Here is a 17,169-nt window from a genome sequence, read left to right on the forward strand (position 1 = left end):
GCTCACCACGCCCAACCGCGGGAGGCGAGCTCGACCTCCTCGCGGAAGCGCTCGGCGGGGTCGCCCTTGGCGACGACCTGGACCTCCACGCCGGCGAGGTGGCACGCCTCGGCGAGCAGCTGGTCGTAGGCCAGCTGCGAGGCGATGATCCGCTCGGCGCGCGCGAACGTGTGCGGGTCCAGCTCGAGGGAGCGGACGTGGTCGGCCACGATGCCCAGCCGCTCCTGCACCCGCAGCGCCATGAAGGGGTCGTAGTCGGGCTTGCGCTCGCGGCGGAGCCGGGCAGCCACGCGTTCGAGGCGGGCGGCCAGGAACGTCCGCCATCGCGGCGGCTCGTCGGGCGAGGGGAACAGCTGCCAGATCGTCCCGAAGACGAGCGCCGGGATGAAGAAGAAAGCGACCATCAGCAGCCAGCTCATCGGGCGTCCTTCATCGAGCGCGTACGTCCAGGCTAGGTCGCGCTTGTGACGCACGCCACACCATTGTGTCGATACCAGGTTGCGATGTGGTGACGGCGTCCCGGGGTCAGCCGGGGCAGGGCACCGCCTCGGGTTCACCCGCGGGCGCGCGGCCGGATCCCGGTCGGGACCGGGCCGACGCGAGCTCGCGTGTGCGGATGGAGGCGGCTGCCGCGTGCTCGCGGACCAGCGCCTCGGACTCGACGCCGGCCCCCGCGAACGGGACGGGAGCGAGGGCGACGTCGGACTCACGGGTCGAGGCGGCCGACACGACCGACTCCGCCTCGGCGACCGGGCCGCGCGCCCAGGAGCGGCGCACGGCGACCAGCAGGATCGTCGAGATCACGATGACCCCGGCCATCACGCCACCCATGGTCACGGCGGTCGGCGTCCCGCCGAGGCTGGTGAGCGGGGCGATGAACGCGCCGAGGCCGAACTGCAGGGCGCCCAGCAGCGCGGCAGCCGACCCGGCGCGGTGCGGGTTGGCGGCGAGCGCGATGGCGGGCGCGGAGGGCAGGACGAACCCGGCGGTGCCGAGGGTGAGCACGAGCAGGACCGTCACGGGCCAGAAGGGTGCGCCGAGCAGGGTCGCGACGAAGAGCGAGAGGCTGAGCACCAGGCCGGCGGCGACCGCGCCCGAGAGGACCTGCTCGGGGGTGAACCGGCCGACCAGCGCGCCGTTGACCTGCGACCCGGCGGTGATGGCGACGGCTCCGGCGGCGAACACCCAGCCGAACTGCTGTGGCGTCAGGCCGTACCCGTCCTGGAACACGAACGTCGACGACGCGACGTAGGTGAACATCGCCGAGAGGTAGAAGGCCGACATCAGCGCGAGGCCCAGGAACGGCAGGTCGGTCAGCAGGTCGCGGTAGGTGCGCAGCGCGGCGCTGGTGCCGCCGGTCCGGCGCCGCTCGACCGGGAGCGACTCGCGCAGCGCGAAGACGGCGACCACGAGCAGGATCGCGCCGGCCGCGGCCAGGAACACGAAGATCAGGCGCCACGAACCGAGCAGCAGCAGGTTGGCGCCGATCGTCGGCGCCAGGATCGGTGCGACGCCGACGATGAGCATCAGCCGCGCCATGACCTTGGAGACCGCGAGGCCCTCGTAGCGGTCCCGCACGATCGCCAGCGACAGGACCATCCCGGCGGCGGCGGTGAACCCCTGGACGAACCGCAGCGCGGTGAACGCCGTGATGCTCTGCACGAGCGTGAGCCCGATCGACGCCAGCACGTACACGGTCAGCGCGCCGAGCAGGGGCCGGCGCCGCCCGTACGCGTCCGAGATGGACCCGAACAGCAGCTGGCCCAGGGCGAGACCGGCCAGCGAGGCGGCGATCGTCAGCTGCACGGCGGCGGCGGGCGCGTGCAGGTCGTCGGCGATCTGGGGGAACGCCGCGAGGTAGGTGTCGAAGGTGAGCGGGCCGATCGCCGTGAGCGCCGACAGCAGGAGGACGAAGCCGACGCTCACACGCGTCGCGGGGATCCGGGCCATGACAGACCCAAGGTTGCGGGCCGCAAGCATCTTCCCGGGGTGTCCAGCCTGTGGGACGCCTGTGGCGCGGCGGGCGTCACGAGCCGCCCACCGGGTGCCGATACTCCTGGGGTGACGGGACCGGGCGACGCGTGGCCGGACGACGCCGGGACCTCCCCGACGAGGAGCCCGTGGGCGCCGCTCCGGCGCGTCGGCGTCGCCGGCCCGGTCATGGTGGCCGCGATCGTGCTGGTCATCTCGGCCGCGGTGGGGTCGGCTCCCGGTGCGCACGTGCCGTCGACCGCGACGCGGTCGGCGACCGCCGCGGCGGTTGTGACGCCGAGTCCCGGCGGACCGGCGAGCACGCCCGGACCCGAGGCGCCGGCGCCGTCCGCGCTCGCCGCCGTCGCGCTGCTGCCGGTCAAGGGTCGGGCGCCGAAGTCGGGGTACGACCGGGAGCTGTACGGCCAGGCCTGGAAGGACGTCGACCGCAACGGCTGCGACACCCGCAACGACATCCTGCGGCGGGACCTCACGGACCAGTTGCTCAAGCCCGGGACGAACGGCTGCGTCGTGGCGACCGGGACGTTGCTCGACCCGTACTCCGGCACGGCGATCGCCTTCGTGCGGGGGCAGGGCACCTCCTCGCTGGTGCAGATCGACCACGTGGTGGCCCTGTCGGACTCCTGGCAGAAGGGCGCGCAGCAGTGGGACGCGGCGACGCGTGAGGCCTTCGCCAACGACCCCCTGAACCTGCTCGCCGTGGACGGCGCCCTGAATCAGCAGAAGGGCGACGGTGACACCGCGACGTGGTTGCCGCCGAACAAGGGCTACCGGTGCGCGTACGTGGCGCGGCAGGTCGCGGTGAAGTACGCCTACGGGCTCTGGGTCACGCAGGCGGAGCAGGACGCGATGGTCCGCGTGCTGTCCACGTGCCCGTCGCAGCCGCTGCCGACAACGGCCCCGGAGGTCCCGGCGCAGAGCCCCTGACCGGCGCGCGTGACCGTCGCCCCCTAGCGTGATCCCCGTGAGCGCACGCGGTGTGGTGGTGGGGGTCGTCGCGGTCGTCGTCCTGGCGGGCGGCGCGGTCGTCGCCGACCGGGTGGCGGCGTCGACAGCGGAGCAGCGGGTGGTCGACGCCATCGAGCAGAACCTCGACGGCGTCGTCGGCACCCCGACGGTCGAGGTGGGCGGGTTCCCGTTCCTCACCCAGCTGCTGGCGGGGTCGGTCGACCAGGTCAGCGGCCAGGTGGACGGGGTGACGCTGCAGGGCATCAAGGCCACGGACGTCACCATCGACGCGCACGACGTCAGCACGTCCCAGCCGTACACGGTGGGCACGGCGACCATCCAGGCGACGCTGCCGACCGCGTCCATCGAGCAGATCGTCAAGGACCAGTCCCAGCTGGACGTCGCCGTGGCGGTCGACGGGGACGCTCTGACGGCGACGGGCACCGCGCTCGGCCTGAAGCTCGCCGCGAACCTGGTGCCCCGGGTGGAGGACGGTCGGCTGCTGGTCAACGTCGAGAACGTGCAGATCGCGGGCCTGACGGTATCGGTCAGCGACCTTCCCGGCGCGATCGGCGACCGCCTGACCGACATCGAGATCCCCGTCAGCGGGCTGCCCGAGGGGCTGGTCCTGTCTGCGGCGACCGTGGTGAGCACCGGCGTGCGGATCACCGCGACCGGCACGGACGTCGTGGTGCCCACCGAGGCACCGGCGGCTGGGTAGGGTCCGTCCTGCCCGACCGCCCGGTCGGGCTCCCGGCCGCCCGGTCGGACGACGACGGACCGAAGGACCCTGCCCGTGGACTGGCTCGGCGACGCCTGGCACGACATCACGACGCCGCAGCCGGTGCCGTCCAGCACCGCGGTGCTGCTGACCGCCGCGGGCGTGCTGCTGGTGCTGGTGGTGCCCACCGCGTGGCACGTGGCGCGGCACGGGCTGACGATCGTGCACGAGGCCGCGCACGCGGGGGTCGCGGTGCTCGTGAGCCGTCGGCTGTCCGGGATCCGGGTGCACTCTGACACGTCGGGGCTCACGGTCTCGGTGGGCAAGCCGCGGGGACCGGGCATGGTCGCGACGGCGGCCGCGGGGTACCTCGGGCCGGCCGTGCTGGGCGTCGGCGCGGCGTGGCTGCTGTCCCGCGGGTACGCGGTCGCGCTGCTCTGGATCCTGCTGGTCGTCCTCGTCCTCGTGCTCGTGCAGATCCGCAACTGGTACGGCCTGTGGTCGGTGCTGGTGACCGGCGCGCTGCTGGTCGGGATCACCGTGTGGGGGTCCGCGACCGTGCAGGGCGTCGCCGCCTACGTGATGACGTGGTTCCTGCTCCTGGGCGCCCCGCGCGCCGTGCTGGAGATGCAGTCGGAGCGCCGCCGGGCGAGGCGACGGGGGGCATCCGACACCTCCGACGCGGGCCTGCTGGCCCGGCTGACCCACCTGCCCGGCGGTGTCTGGGTGGTTATCCTCCTGCTGGTCTGCCTGGCCTGCCTCGCGCTCGGCGCGACCTGGCTGATCGGCCTGCAGCTCTAGCTAGCGCAGGACGTACCGCATGATCGGGCGCTCCGGCGAGCGCCGGGCCACCTCGACGAACCCGGCGGCGGCGAACGTCGTCGCGTAGCCCATGCTCGTCGCGCTGGGGGAGAGCGCGCCGTCGAGCGGGTAGGCCTCGACCGCCGGCGCGCCGGCCGCGCGCGCGAGGTCGAGGGCACCGCCGATCAGCGCCCGCATCACGCCCGCCCGGCGGTGGCCCTTGCGGACGTAGAAGCAGGTGATCGCCCACACGGGCACGTCGTCCACGGCGCGGACCCGCCACTGCCGGTCGAGGGCGGGGACGTCCGCGCGCGGGGTGACCTGGCACCAGCCGACCGCCACGTCGTCCCGGAACGCCAGCAGCCCCGGCGGTGGGCCGTCCTCGACGACCGCGCGCAGGTCGGCGCGGTTCTGCTCGGCGGGCCGGGTCCGGTACGAGGGGCCGACCCGGTACGCCATGCACCAGCACCGCGCGGCCGGGCCGCCGTGGTCGAGCAGCTCCTCCAGCGCCGGCCAGAGGTCCGGCGTGAGGGGGACGACGACGGTCACGCCGTGCGGCCGACGACGCGCGGGTGGTCCTTCCAGGCCGGCAGGGTCGCCATGTGCGCGAGGGTCTCGGCCTCGAGCTGCTCGCGCGGGGCCGTCGGGTCCTGCCGCGCCTGCCAGCCGACCATCCGCTCGAACCGCTCGTCGAACGCCTGCAGGTTGCCGTCCGCGTCGGTGCAGTACGCGCAGTACCGGCCGGACTCGATGGGCATGCCGCAGCTCTCGCAGTGCAGGTCGTGGGTCGTCATGGCCGTGCTCCTTCGTTGAGGGCTTCCAGGGTCTCGACGAGCGCGGCGCGCTGGTCGGTGGTCAGGCGGGCGGCGGCGTGGGCGATCAGGTCGGTCGACAGCACCTGGCGCTCCCGGTCGAGGGCGTCGAACCCGGTCGGGGTCAGCCACACGAGGGTGCGCCGGCGGTCGTCCGGGTCGGGCTCGCGGGCCAGCAGGTCCTTGGCCTCGAGCTGGCTGACGATGTCGCTCACCACGGACTGCGCGCGGTCGAGGTGCTTCGCGGCCTCGCCGACGGTCAGCGGGCCGGCGTGCGCGAGGTGCAGCAGGACCGCCCGCGACGCGCCCGACATCTGCGCCCGCTTGCCGTCGCGACGGTGGAACCGCAGGTAGGCCTGCTGGAACGCCGCCTCGAACGCGCGCGCGAAGGCCTGCGGGTCGTCGGCGGGCGTCGGTGCGGTCATGACGTCCACGCTGCTCCGTGACGAATCCATCGTCAATCCCGATGGATGATCGTGGTGTGCTCCTGCTGCGTGGTGGCCTGCTGGCCCGGGACGAGCTGGTCCGCGCGGACCTGCGGGTGTCCGGCGACCGGATCACGGAGATCGGACCGGACTTGCCCGTCGACGGCGCCGACGTGCTCGACGTGGGCGGCCTGGTCGTCCTGCCGGGGTTCGTCGACGCCCACGCGCACGGCGATGCCGCCGTCCTGGACGCCGACGCGCAGGCGGCGCTGACCCACCAGGGCGTGACCACGGTCGTGCTCGGCCAGGACGGCGTCTCGTTCGCGCCCTCCCCGCCGGGCACCGGCGCCGCGCAGTACGCCGAGCGGTACTTCGCGGCCATCAACGGCGCGCACCCGTCGTTCCGGGGCGGCACCGTGGCGCAGCTGCTCGACACCTACGACCGCACGACCACGGTGCACACCGCCTACCTGGTCCCGCACGGCACGCTGCGGTACGCGGTGATGGGGGCCGCCGACCGGCCGGCGCGGCCCGACGAGGTGGCGGCGATGGTCCGGCTGTTGGGGGAGGGTCTCGACGACGGCGCCCGCGGCATGTCGACCGGGCTCGAGTACGCGCCCGCGTCCTCGGCGGACCGGGCCGAGCTCGCCGCACTGTGCGCCGCGCTCGCCGCGCGGGGCCGACCGCACGTCTCGCACATGCGCGGCTACGAGGACCGGGCGCCGGCCGCGCTCGCGGAGCTGCTCGACCTTGCTCGCGAGACGGGAGTCGGCACGCACGTCTCGCACTACCACGGGCCCGCGGACCGGCTGGGCCCGCTGGTCGACGACGCTCTCGCCGAGGGCCTCGACCTGACCTTCGACGCCTACCCGTACCTGCGGGGCGCCTCGATCCTCGCGCTGGTGGCGCTGCCCGACTGGCTGCCGCTGGCCGACGCCGACCGCACGCTGGCCCTGCTGGCCGACCCGGCCGTCGTGGCCCGCCTCCCGCCCTGCGACGAGGTGTGGCCCCGAGTGACCCTGGCCTGGGTGCCGGGGATGGCCTGGGCCGAGGGCCTCTCGCTGCTGGAGGTCGCCGCGCGGCTCGGCATGGCGCCCGCCGAGGCCGCCCTGCACCTGCTCGTCGCGACGAACCTGCAGGTCGGGTGCGTGTTCGCGCAGCCCCCGACCAACTCCGACGCGTCGCTCCGCGCCCTGCTGCGCCACCCCGCCCACTGCGCCGGGTCCGACGGGATCTACCGCGGCGGGCACCCGCACCCGCGCGGGTGGGGCACGTTCGCGCGGCTGCTCGGGCGGCACGTGCGCGAGCTGGGCGACTGGGACTGGCCGACCGCGGCCGCGCACCTCTCGACGACGGCCGCCCGGCGGTTCGGGCTCGCGGACCGCGGTGCGCTGCGGGTCGGGTTCCGGGCGGACGTCGCCGTCGTCGACCCCGCGACCGTCGCGGACCTGGCCACCTACGAGGAGCCGCGCCGGCTGGCGACCGGCGTGCACGCGGTGCTGGTGGACGGCGTCCCCACCCTGCGCGACGGCCGCTTCACCGACGCCCTCCCCGGCCGTCCGGTGCGGTGAGGAAGACTGTCCCCCGTAGCGCTCACCACCCGAGAGGCAGTGCGATGACCCGCGAGAAGATCAGCACCCCCGATGCGCCGCAGCCCGCGGGCAACTACTCGCAGGGGATCCGGCTGGGCAACCTCGTGTGGACCGCCGGCTTCGGGCCGCAGCACCCGGTCACGGGCGAGATCCCCGAGTCGGTGGCGGACCAGACCCGGCAGGTGCTGCGCAACGTCGAGGCGACGCTGGCCGCCGCGGGGCTCGACCTCGGCGACGTGGTGAAGACGACCGTGCACCTGGCCGACCTGGCGGACTTCGCGGAGTTCAACGACGCCTACGGGGAGTTCTTCCCGTACCCGAAGCCGGCGCGCACGACGGTGGGCTCGGTGCTGGCGGGGATCAAGGTCGAGATCGACGTGGTGGCCGGGCGCCTGACGTCCGACGACTGACCCGGACGACGACCGGCTAGAACCAGGTGGTGACGACGTCGATCACGCGGTGGTCGGCGTCGAGGACCGGGATCGCCCGCCACTTGTCGAACGCCGTGCAGGGGTGGGAGATCCCGAGCTCGAGCAGGTCGCCCACCCGCAGCTCGGTGCCGGCGCCCTCCAGGTAGGCGTGCTGGTCGTTGGTCCGGGTGACCGTCCAGCCCTCGACGTCCACCGGGTCGCCGGTCGCCCGGTGCCGGCGCAGGGGGACCGGCAGGCCGGCGTCGTAGGGCACGTCGCGCTTGCCGGCGCCGACGAGGGCCAGGCCGTCCTCGGGTGTCGACGACACCTGCGCCCAGACCCGGATCGCCGCGTGCAGGTCGCCCACGATCCGGGTGTACGGCGTCGACGCGACATAGGTGCCGTGGTCGTGCGTGACGTACGAGCCCGACCGCAGGATCGTCGTGCTGGGCAGCCCGGCGACGCACGACCCGCCGAGCACGTCCGCGACGGCGTCGAAGTACGCAGAGCCGCCCGCCGAGAGGACCACGTGGTCGCGCAGCAGGCCCGCGCCGACGAGCATCTCGGCCACGGCGCGGACCTGGTCCAGGAAGGTCCGGGCGGCCGCGACGTCGGGCAGCCCGCCCTCGTACGCGCTCACCCCGACCAGCTCGACGCCGGGTGCCTCGGCGGCCCGTTGCGCGACCGCGAGCGCCTGGTCGCCCGTGCGCACCCCGGTACGGCCGGCGCCGTGCCCGACCTCCAGCAGCACCCGGACCCGCCCGCCGTCGAGAGCGGCCGCCGCGACGTCGACCGCCTCCACCGAGTCGACGCAGAACAGGATCTCGGCGTCGGTGGTGTGCGCGATCCAGCGCAGCACGGTCGGGTCGAGCACCTCGTTGGCCACGAGCAGCCGCCGCACCCCGAACGAGTGCGCTGCCAGCAGCTGGTTGCCGGTGGCCACCGTGATGCCCCAGGCGCCCGCGTCGAGCTGCGCGGCGAAGAGCTCGGGCGACATCGTCGTCTTGCCGTGCGGCGCGAACGCCAGGCCGTGCTCGGCCGTGAACGCCGCCAGCTGCGCGATGTTGTGCGCCAGCGCGTCGGCGTCGAGGGTCAGCGCGGGCCACGTGAGCGACCCGTCGAACAGCGTGTGACCTGCGGCGACGAACTCGGAGCGGGTCACGGGCGTCGGTGCCCAGACGCCCTTGGTGGTCGGGCCGAGCAGCAGGGGAGGGAGGCGCAGCGTCATGGTGACCTCACCGTACCGACGACGCACCGGCCCAGCTCCCGGTCCAGCGCGTCGTGCTCGGGGGCGGTGACCCACAGGCCGTAGGCGGCCTTCACGCGCACCTGCCGCAGCGCGTAGACGCACCGGTAGCCGCGGTTGGGCGGCAGCCAGGTCGCGGCGTCGGCGGCGCCCTTCTCCTGGTTGGCGGGTCCGTCGACGGCGAGCAGGTTGGCCGGGTCGTTGGCGAAGGCCTCGCGCCGCGCCGGGGTCCACGCCTGCGCGCCGGTCTGCCAGGCGTCGGAGAGCGCGACGACGTGGTCGATCTGCACGGCGGCGGAGTCAGGGCCGCGCGCGAAGGGGATGGGCACGCCCGTGTAGGGGTCGTCGAGCGTTCCCCTGAGCACGACGCAGCCGTCGACGACGGTCACCGCCAGGTCTCGGCGCAGCACGTCGTTGCGGGTGTCGCAGCCGTTGCGGTCGACGTCGGCCCACGCCTGCCCGAACCGCTCGCGCGCGTACCCGGTGGTGGGTGCCGGGCCGCGGACCGGCAGCCGGTCGAGGGCGGCGCGGCCGGCCGCGAGGTCGTCGGCCGTCACGGCGTACCGCGCGGCGACGCGCGCCTGGGACCACGCGGGCACGCCCGCGCCGACGGCCACGCAGACGAGGAGGGCGACGAGCCACGGCACCGGTCGCCGCCAGGCTGGGCTCGTCTCGTCCACGCGCTCAGGGTCTCCAGCCGAGCGGCTGGGCGTCGTCGGCCCTGGGGACGCCGTGGGGCTGTGGGCGGTCCGGCTTGACTTCGAGTGCGCTCGAAGAGCGACCATCGACGCATGAGCGTCGCCACCCAGACGGAACGGCCCCGGGTCAGCCTCAGCATCGCCGAGGCCGCGGAGGCCACCGGCCTGACCACCCACACCCTGCGGTACTACGAGCGCGACGGGCTGCTGCTCGACGTGGTCGACCGGGCGTCGTCGGGCCACCGCCGGTACACCGAGGAGGACCTCGGCTGGATCCGGATGGTCACGCGGCTGCGCGGCACGGGCATGCCGATCCGCGAGGTGCGTCAGTACGCCGACCTGGTCCGGGCCGGCGACGGCAACGAGGACGCCCGGCTCGCGCTGCTGCGGGCCCACCGCGACCGGGTCCGGCTGGAGCTGGCCGAGGTGGCCGCCCACCTGGACGCGATCGAGCTGAAGATCGACCTGTACGAGCGCAGGACCTCCACACCGACCTGACCCGGGCGCGGTCGCGCAGAACGTACGGTCGGGGCGTGCCCACCACACCCGGACCTCGGAGAGCACCAGGCGGGCGCGTACCGGCGCTGGTCGCGGCCGTCGTCCTGGTGGGCCTCGGGCTGGCCGTGAGCCGGATCGACTCCCCGCTCGCCGACCCCGCGGGCGACGCGGTCTACGCCGCGTTCGTCTACACGCTGCTGGTCGTCGTCGCCCCCCGCGCGAGGCCGTCGATCCTCGCCGCGGTCGCGTTCGGCATCTGCGCGGCGGTCGAGCTCGCGCAGCTCACGGGCGTCCCGGCGCGCGTCGTCGACGCCGTGCCCGCGGCCCGGTACGCGCTGGGCACCACGTTCGCGGCGGTGGACCTGGTGGCCTACGCCGTCGGCGTCGCGCTGGCGAGCCTGCTGCATCGGCGCACGACGGCTGTGCCACGCTGACGGTCTGAGCGCCGACGAGCGGGGAGCCGATGGATCCGTCCTACAGCCTGGCCGTCCGGCTCGCGTGCGAGTTCATCGGCACCGCGATCCTGATCATCCTGGGCAACGGCACCGTCGCGAACGTCCACCTCAAGGGCTCCAAGGGGTACCGCGGCGGGTGGTCGCTGATCGCCATGGGCTACGGGTTCGGCGTGATGATCCCCGCGATCATGTTCGGTGGGATCAGCGGCAACCTGATCAACCCGGCGTTCACGCTGGGCCTGGCCACGTGGGGGCTGTTCCCGTGGTCCGAGGTGGCGCCGTACATCGTCGCGCAGATGCTCGGCGCGATCGCGGGCCAGCTCGCCATCGTCGTCACCCACAAGCCGTACTACGACCAGACGACGGACCCCGAGGACATCCTGGCGACGTTCTCCACGATCAACGCCGCGCACTCGCGCCTGAACGGGTTCCTCAGCGAGGTGCTCGGGTCGGTGATCCTCTTCTCGTGCGCGCTCGCGATCGTGCACTCGCCCCTGACGGCGAACGAACCGGCGGTCGCGCACCTGGCCCTCGGGTTCCTGGTCTGGGGACTGGTCGCCGGCCTGGGCGGCCCCACGGGTCCGGCGCTCAACCCCGCGCGTGACCTCGGCCCCCGGCTCGTGCACGCGGTGCTGCCGCTGAAGAACAAGGGCTCGTCGCAGTGGGACTACGCGTGGGTCCCGGTTGCGGCCCCGATCCTGGGCGGGATCATCGGAGTCGGCGGCTGGTACCTGCTGCTGGGCTGACGGGCGCACGTGACCGCACGGGGGTGGGCACATGGCAGGCAGCACGAGCATCTTCCGGCGCAAGTCGGTCGAGGACTCTCTCGAGGAGTCGCTCGACCCGGATCGCGCCCTGCGGCGGACCCTGACCACGTGGGACCTCATCGTGCTCGGGGTGGCCGTGGCCGTCGGCGCGGGCATCTTCTCGGTGGGTGCCACGGCCGCGGCGAACTACGCCGGGCCCGCGGTCATCGCGTCGTTCGTCATCGCCTCGGTCGTCTGCGGGCTGGCCATCATGTGCTACGCCGAGTTCGCCTCGACCCTGCCCGTCGCGGGGTCCGCGTACACCTTCTCCTACGCGTCGATGGGCGAGTTCGTCGCCTGGATCATCGGGTGGGACCTCATCCTCGAGATGCTGCTGGGCTCGGCCGTGATCGCGAAGTTCTGGGGGGTGTACCTGGCCGACGCGCTCGGGCTGTTCGGCATCGACATCCCCACCACCCTGAGCCTCGGCCCGGTGGACGTGGACTGGGGACCGGTGGTCATCGTCGCGATCTTCACCGCGCTGCTCGCGCTCGGCACCAAGCTCAGCACGCGCGTGAACAGCGTGTTCACCATCATCAAGGTCGCGATCACGCTGTTCGTCATCGTGGTCGGCTTCTTCTACGTCGACGCCGCCAACTACTCGCCGTTCGTGCCCCCGTCGCAGCCCGCGCCCGGCCGCTCCACGCTCGAGCAGCCGCTGTTCGCGTTCTTCCTCGGGCTGGAGCCCACCGCGTACGGCGTCATCGGCATCCTGTCCGGCGCCGCGCTGGTGTTCTTCGCGTTCATCGGGTTCGACGTGGTGGCCACCACCGCCGAGGAGACCAAGGAGCCGCAGCGCACGGTGCCCCGCGGCATCCTGGGCGGCCTGGCCATCGTCACCGTGCTCTACATCCTGGTGACCGTCGTCGTCACGGGGATGGTGTCGTACCGGGACCTCGCGGCCGCCGACACCCCGTCGCTGACCACCGCGTTCGTGCTGGTGGGCGCCGACTGGGCGGGGCGCGTGATCTCCGTCGGCATCCTGGTCGGACTCACGTCGGTGCTCATGGTCCTGCTGCTCGGGCTCACGCGGATCGTGTTCGCCATGAGCCGCGACGGCCTGCTGCCGCGCGGCGCGTCCCGCACCTCGCACCGGTACGGCACGCCGGTGCGCCTGCAGGTCGCCATGGGGATCGTCGTCGCCGTGATCGCGGGGCTCTCCAAGGTGGAGCTGCTCGAGGAGATGATCAACATCGGCACGCTGTCGGCGTTCGTGCTGGTCAGCTTCGGCATCCCGATCCTGCGCCGGACCCGGCCCGACCTGCCGCGCGGGTTCCGCGTGCCGTGGTCGCCCGCTCTGCCGATCGTCGCGGGGGTCGCGTGCCTGTGGCTGATGGCCAACCTGACCACGCTGACCTGGCTGCGGTTCCTCGCGTGGCTGGCCGTGGGGGTCGTGGTCTACGCGACGTACTCGTACCGGCACTCCCTGGCCGCGCACCCCGACCACGACGCACGCACGGGGGCGAAGCTGTAGGTCCGGCTCAGGCCTCGACGGGCTCCAGGACGAACACCGGGATGAGTCGGTCCGTCTTCGTCTGGTAGTCGTCGTACGCCGGCCACACCGCGGTCGCCCGAGCCCACCACTCGTCGCGCTCGTCTCCGCTGCTCTCGTGCGCGACGTAGTCCTTCCGCACCGCGCCGTCCTGCAGCTCGACGTGCGGGTGCTCCACCAGGTTGCGGTACCAGGCGGGGTTCTCCGGGGTGCCGCCCTTCGAGGCGACGACTGCGTACCGGCCCTCGTGCTCGACGCGCATGAGCGCCGTCTTGCGCAGCCTCCCGCTGGTGGCGCCGACCGACGTGAGCACGATGACCGGCTTGCCCCGGAGGGTGTTCGCCTCCTGGCCGTCGGTGCGCTCGTAGGTCTCGGCCTGCGTGCGGGCCCAGTCGGACGTGCTCGGGAGGTACTCACCGGTCAGGGGCATACGGGCTGGAACTGCCGCACCCGTTCCCCTCATTCCCGACCGGCTCAAGTGTCATCATCGGGGCACCGATGACAGGGAGTCACAGGGCGCGCCCAGCGCCCGCACAGATAGGAGCTCCGTTGAAGTTCAACCCGCCCCCGAACTGGCCGTCGCCTCCCGAGGGCTTCACCCCGGAGCCCGGCTGGACCCCTGACCCGTCGCTCCCCGCGCCGCCGCCCGGCTGGCAGCTCTGGGTCGAGGACGACGTCGCGCTCGCGGGCGAGACCACGGAGGCGTCGCACCACTACAAGCAGGCCAGGACGGCGTTCTGGGTCGGCATCGCGTTCTTCCTCGCCGGCGCCGTCTCCACGATCGTCACGTCGAACTCGACCACGGGCGTGTACTGGTACGGCGGCATGATCGTCGGCGTCCTGTCGCTGGTCCGCGCGTTCACCGCGTACCGGTCCGCGCGCAAGGAGGGTGCCCCGTCGCTCTCCGGCGTGGCGAAAACGGTGGCGATCGTCGGTCTCGTGCTCGTCGTCGGGTCGGGCGCGACCGCCGCGGCGGCGTTCTTCGGTCAGGAGACCCTGACGGAGACCACGGGCTCGTGCTGGCACATCGACTCGGACGAGTCGGCCGTGCTCGTCTCGTGCGACGACCCGCACGAGTACAAGGTCGTGTCGGAGGTCGACGACATCGAGAAGTGCCCCGCGGACGCCTACCTCGAGGGTGACGGCGGCACGTTCCTCTGCCTCCAGGAGGACTGAGACGCCGCGATGCCCCCGGTCAGGACCTCCTGACCGGGGGCATCGTCGTCACTTCTCCTGCTCGTCCAGGTAGTCCTTGGCCTTGTCGACGACGCTGTCGACGATCCCGTCCTGGCTGTCGCTGGTCCGCGCCTTGACGGCCTCGGCCGCCTTGTCGAGCGCGTCCTTGGCCTGGTCCTCGTGCCCGCCGACCGCGGCCTTGGCCTGGTTGACCAGATCCTCGATGCCCATGATCGTGCTCCTTCGCTCGGTGACGCCTCAGTCTGCCGCCGCGCCTGTCGGGCCGCCCGGTGAGTGCTCCACGGTGGTCCGCGGCATGACCGCCGACGCGGCGACGATGCCGAGGGCGACGACGGCGACGGCCGTGAACGCCACGGTCACGGCGTCGCCGAACTGCGCGGGGTCCTGCGCGGGGCTCTCCCCGCCGAACAGGGCGTTCACCACTGCACCCAGCGCGGCCACGCCGACCGCACTGCCCATGGACCGCGCGAACAGGTTGGCGCCCGTGACGACGGCCCGGTCACCCCAGCCGACGCTCGACTGGGCGGCGATCAGGCCGGGCGACGCGACGAGGCCGAGCCCGGCGCCGGCGACGAAGCAGGACAGCCCGACGGCCAGCACCGACGGGTGCATCGACGCGACCGCCAGCCCCGTGGTGCCGAGCACGACGATGCTCGACCCGATGAGCATCGTGGTCCGGAACCCGTACCGCAGGTAGAGCCGCCCCGACTGGGAGGCCGAGATGGGCCAGCCGATGGTGAGCGCGGCGAGCGTCAGGCCCGACGTCAGCGGGGAGACGCCGAGCAGCGCCTCGAGGAACGACGGCACGTACGACGTGAGCCCGATGAGCACCACGCCGACGCCCACCGACACCAGCGCGGTCGCCAGGAGCAGGCGCCGCGAGAACACCCACAGCGGCAGCACGGGCTCCTCGGCCCGCTGCTCCACCAGCACGAACGCGACGAGGAGCAGGGTGCCGACGACGATCGCCCCGATGCTCGGCACCGACAGCCACTCCCACGCGTTCCCGCCCTCGAGCAGCGCGAGGATCAGCAGGCTCATCCCCGTGGTGAGCAGCGCGCCGCCGGCCCAGTCGATGCGGTGGCGGGTGCGCTCGACGGTCTCGTGGAAGTACCGGACCAGCAGCCAGGCCGCCGCGAGGCACAGCGGGATGTTGACGAAGAAGATCCAGTTCCAGCTGAGGAACTCGGAGAACACCCCGCCGAGCGTCGGGCCGACCACCGACGAGACGCCCCAGACGCTCGCGATGTAGCCCTGCGCCTTGGCCCGCTCCGCCACGGTGTAGATGTCGCCGGCGATCGTGATCGCCATGGGCTGCACGGCGCCGGCGCCGAGCCCCTGGACCGCCCGGAACGCGATGAGCGCCGGCATGCTCCACGCGAACCCGCAGAGCACGGAGCCGACGAGGAACAGGCCGATGCCGAGCAGGATCACCGGCTTGCGGCCGACCGTGTCCGCCAGCTTCGAGTAGATCGGGACGCTGACCGCCTGGGTCAGCAGGTAGACGGAGAACAGCCACGGGAAGCTGGTGAAGCCGCCCAGGTCGGCCACGATCGTCGGCACCGCGGTGGCCAGGATCGTCGCGTCGATGGCGACCAGGCCGGTGGTCACCATGATGGCGACGAGGATGGGGCCGCGCTCGGTGCGGAAGCCGACGCCGGTGCCCTCGGCGGTGCGTGCGGTGGTCAGGACGGACCTCCCGGTGGGTAGGCCACCAGGATGCGTCAGGGGACCGACCGGAGCCAGTCGATGTCCACGGGGGCCACCTAGGCTGCGCTCATGGCCTACGCGATGACCGGGTTCACCGTCCGCGACCACCGGGTGCAGGTGCCGGTCGACTGGTCGGCACCGGAGAGGTTCGGCTCGATCGAGGTGTTCGCCCGCGAGCTGGTGGACCCGGAGAAGGCGTCCGAGGACCTACCCCTGCTGCTGTTCCTGCAGGGCGGACCTGGGCACCACGGGCCGCGACCGCTGGGCGGCGGGTGGATCGCCGCGGCGCTGGCCACGCACCGCGTGATCCTGCTGGACCAGCGGGGGACCGGGCGGTCGTCGCCCGTGGACGGCCGCGTGATCGGCGGGTTCGCCGGTGCGGCGCAGGCGGCGGACTACCTGGCGTGCTTCCGCGGCGACGCGATCGTGGCCGACGCGGAGCACCTGCGCGCGACGGTCTTCGGCGGCCGGCGCTGGGCCACGCTGGGGCAGTCGTACGGCGGGTTCCTCACGCTCACCTACCTGTCGCGGCACCCGGACGCGCTGACCCGCTGCTACGTGACGGGCGGGCTGCCGCCGGCGACCGCGACCGCCGAGGACGTCTACGCGGCGACCTACCGGCGGCAGGCCGCGCGCAACCGGGAGTTCGCCCGGCTCCACCCGACCGACGTCCCGCTGCTCGGCTCGATTGCCGACGACCTCGGATCGACCGCTCTGCCCACCGGCGAGCCCTTCACGGTCCAGCGCCTGCAGCAGCTGGGGCAGCCGTTCGGCATGAGCACGGGTCTCGACGAGGTCCACTGGCTGCTCGACACGGCGCGCACACCCTCCGGTGACCTCTCCGACGCCTTCCTCGCGTCCGTCGTGCGGTCGACGGGCTTCGAGAGCGGCCCGCTGTACGCCGTGCTGCAGGAGGTCATCTACCACCAGGGCTCCCGCGAGCCGGGATGGGCGGCCCAGGCGGAGCACGACCGCTGGCCGTCGTTCGCTGCGGACGCCCGGCCGCTCCAGCTGACCGGCGAGGTCGTCTTCCCCTGGATGTACGAGCAGCACCGGGTGCTCCGACCGTTCCGGGCCGCAGCCGAGGAGCTCGCCGCCCGGACCGAGTGGCCCCTCCTCTACGACCTCGACCGGCTCGCCGCCAACGAGGTGCCGGTCGCGGCCGTCCAGTACTACGACGACCCGTACGTCGACCTCGACCTCGCACTGGCGACGTCCGTCGGCAACCTGCAGGTGTGGATCACCAACGAGCACCTGCACGACGGGCTCCGCGTGGCGGGCGACACGATCCTGCCGAAGCTGCTCGACATCGCCGCGGGGAAGGCCCGCGTGACGGGCCGCTGACCGACCCGTCGCGCCGCCGACT

The 17,169-nt window shown here is 73.3% G+C and carries 21 protein-coding genes; 11 read left to right on the forward strand and 10 right to left on the reverse strand.

Annotation, left to right across the window (positions count from 1 at the left end; all coding sequences use genetic code 11):
* Positions 1–2: 2 nt before the first annotated feature.
* Positions 3–419 (reverse strand): hypothetical protein, encoded by a 417-nt coding sequence (locus AB5970_RS01365; protein ID WP_370502101.1) that lies wholly within the window; start codon positions 417–419, stop codon positions 3–5.
* Positions 420–525: 106 nt separating this feature from the next.
* The gene (locus AB5970_RS01370) at positions 526–1,950 is read right to left on the reverse strand and encodes a multidrug effflux MFS transporter (RefSeq protein ID WP_370502102.1); all 1,425 of its coding nucleotides are present in this window, start codon (positions 1,948–1,950) and stop codon (positions 526–528) included.
* A gap of 111 nt (positions 1,951–2,061) precedes the next feature.
* Between AB5970_RS01370 and AB5970_RS01375 the strand changes: the two genes are divergently transcribed.
* The 3 genes from AB5970_RS01375 (at position 2,062) to AB5970_RS01385 (ending at position 4,462) form a co-directional block, all read left to right on the forward strand.
* Positions 2,062–2,919 carry an HNH endonuclease family protein gene (locus tag AB5970_RS01375; RefSeq protein ID WP_370502103.1) on the forward strand — a complete coding sequence of 286 codons (858 nt, stop codon included), beginning with the start codon at positions 2,062–2,064 and terminating at the stop codon, positions 2,917–2,919.
* Between the two features lie 37 nt (positions 2,920–2,956).
* Positions 2,957–3,661: an LmeA family phospholipid-binding protein gene (locus AB5970_RS01380; protein ID WP_370502104.1), complete on the forward strand. Its 705-nt coding sequence runs from the start codon at positions 2,957–2,959 to the stop codon at positions 3,659–3,661.
* A gap of 75 nt (positions 3,662–3,736) precedes the next feature.
* Entirely contained in the window at positions 3,737–4,462 is a 726-nt protein-coding gene (locus AB5970_RS01385) for a M50 family metallopeptidase (protein WP_370502105.1), read from the forward strand.
* Here the strand turns inward: AB5970_RS01385 and AB5970_RS01390 are convergent, their stop codons facing one another.
* The 3 genes from AB5970_RS01390 to AB5970_RS01400 are packed head-to-tail and all read right to left on the reverse strand — an operon-like array spanning position 4,463 to position 5,699.
* Entirely contained in the window at positions 4,463–5,011 is a 549-nt protein-coding gene (locus tag AB5970_RS01390; RefSeq protein ID WP_370502106.1) for a GNAT family N-acetyltransferase, read from the reverse strand.
* Positions 5,008–5,256, reverse strand: a complete 249-nt coding sequence (locus AB5970_RS01395; RefSeq protein WP_370502107.1) for a zinc ribbon domain-containing protein — start codon at positions 5,254–5,256, stop codon at positions 5,008–5,010. Before AB5970_RS01395 ends, AB5970_RS01390 begins: the two co-directional genes overlap by 4 nt.
* Complete coding sequence (locus AB5970_RS01400; protein ID WP_370502108.1) at positions 5,253–5,699, reverse strand: MarR family winged helix-turn-helix transcriptional regulator; 447 nt, start codon at positions 5,697–5,699, stop codon at positions 5,253–5,255. Before AB5970_RS01400 ends, AB5970_RS01395 begins: the two co-directional genes overlap by 4 nt.
* Before the next feature lie 41 nt (positions 5,700–5,740).
* On the opposite strand from AB5970_RS01400, the gene AB5970_RS01405 reads away from it, so the two are divergent.
* Entirely contained in the window at positions 5,741–7,270 is a 1,530-nt protein-coding gene (locus tag AB5970_RS01405) for an N-acyl-D-amino-acid deacylase family protein (protein WP_370502109.1), read from the forward strand.
* Positions 7,271–7,314: 44 nt separating this feature from the next.
* Positions 7,315–7,701, forward strand: a complete 387-nt coding sequence (locus AB5970_RS01410) for a RidA family protein (RefSeq protein ID WP_370502110.1) — start codon at positions 7,315–7,317, stop codon at positions 7,699–7,701.
* A 16-nt stretch (positions 7,702–7,717) separates the two neighbouring features.
* Here AB5970_RS01410 and AB5970_RS01415 read toward each other — a convergent pair whose 3' ends face one another.
* Both AB5970_RS01415 and AB5970_RS01420 read right to left on the reverse strand, forming a co-directional pair.
* A complete protein-coding gene (locus tag AB5970_RS01415) occupies positions 7,718–8,929 on the reverse strand; it encodes an alanine racemase (protein WP_370502111.1) in 1,212 nt (403 codons plus the stop codon).
* Positions 8,926–9,627, reverse strand: coding sequence for an HNH endonuclease family protein (locus AB5970_RS01420; protein WP_370502112.1), 702 nt, complete (start codon positions 9,625–9,627; stop codon positions 8,926–8,928). Before AB5970_RS01420 ends, AB5970_RS01415 begins: the two co-directional genes overlap by 4 nt.
* A gap of 111 nt (positions 9,628–9,738) precedes the next feature.
* Here AB5970_RS01420 and AB5970_RS01425 point away from each other — a divergent pair, with 111 nt between their 5' ends.
* The 4 genes from AB5970_RS01425 to AB5970_RS01440 are packed head-to-tail and all read left to right on the forward strand — an operon-like array spanning position 9,739 to position 12,878.
* Complete coding sequence (locus AB5970_RS01425) at positions 9,739–10,143, forward strand: MerR family transcriptional regulator (protein ID WP_370502113.1); 405 nt, start codon at positions 9,739–9,741, stop codon at positions 10,141–10,143.
* 35 nt (positions 10,144–10,178) lie between these two features.
* Entirely contained in the window at positions 10,179–10,577 is a 399-nt protein-coding gene (locus tag AB5970_RS01430; RefSeq protein WP_370502114.1) for a DUF2809 domain-containing protein, read from the forward strand.
* A 29-nt stretch (positions 10,578–10,606) separates the two neighbouring features.
* On the forward strand, positions 10,607–11,344 hold the full coding sequence (locus AB5970_RS01435; RefSeq protein WP_370502115.1) for an MIP/aquaporin family protein: 738 nt from the start codon (positions 10,607–10,609) through the stop codon (positions 11,342–11,344).
* A 31-nt stretch (positions 11,345–11,375) separates the two neighbouring features.
* Positions 11,376–12,878: an amino acid permease gene (locus tag AB5970_RS01440; protein ID WP_370502116.1), complete on the forward strand. Its 1,503-nt coding sequence runs from the start codon at positions 11,376–11,378 to the stop codon at positions 12,876–12,878.
* 7 nt (positions 12,879–12,885) lie between these two features.
* Here the strand turns inward: AB5970_RS01440 and AB5970_RS01445 are convergent, their stop codons facing one another.
* Positions 12,886–13,326, reverse strand: a complete 441-nt coding sequence (locus AB5970_RS01445) for a nitroreductase family deazaflavin-dependent oxidoreductase (RefSeq protein WP_370502117.1) — start codon at positions 13,324–13,326, stop codon at positions 12,886–12,888.
* 119 nt (positions 13,327–13,445) lie between these two features.
* Between AB5970_RS01445 and AB5970_RS01450 the strand changes: the two genes are divergently transcribed.
* Positions 13,446–14,072 (forward strand): LppU/SCO3897 family protein, encoded by a 627-nt coding sequence (locus tag AB5970_RS01450; protein WP_370502118.1) that lies wholly within the window; start codon positions 13,446–13,448, stop codon positions 14,070–14,072.
* A gap of 48 nt (positions 14,073–14,120) precedes the next feature.
* Here the strand turns inward: AB5970_RS01450 and AB5970_RS01455 are convergent, their stop codons facing one another.
* Together AB5970_RS01455 and AB5970_RS01460 are read right to left on the reverse strand one after the other, a co-directional pair.
* Positions 14,121–14,303 carry an antitoxin gene (locus AB5970_RS01455; RefSeq protein ID WP_370502119.1) on the reverse strand — a complete coding sequence of 61 codons (183 nt, stop codon included), beginning with the start codon at positions 14,301–14,303 and terminating at the stop codon, positions 14,121–14,123.
* Between the two features lie 27 nt (positions 14,304–14,330).
* Positions 14,331–15,707 (reverse strand): MFS transporter, encoded by a 1,377-nt coding sequence (locus tag AB5970_RS01460; RefSeq protein ID WP_370502120.1) that lies wholly within the window; start codon positions 15,705–15,707, stop codon positions 14,331–14,333.
* 165 nt (positions 15,708–15,872) lie between these two features.
* Here AB5970_RS01460 and AB5970_RS01465 point away from each other — a divergent pair, with 165 nt between their 5' ends.
* Positions 15,873–17,147, forward strand: coding sequence for an alpha/beta fold hydrolase (locus tag AB5970_RS01465; protein ID WP_370502121.1), 1,275 nt, complete (start codon positions 15,873–15,875; stop codon positions 17,145–17,147).
* Positions 17,148–17,169 lie beyond the last annotated feature (22 nt).

This window comes from Cellulomonas sp. ICMP 17802 (assembly GCF_041295535.1).
Lineage (GTDB): Bacteria > Actinomycetota > Actinomycetes > Actinomycetales > Cellulomonadaceae > Cellulomonas.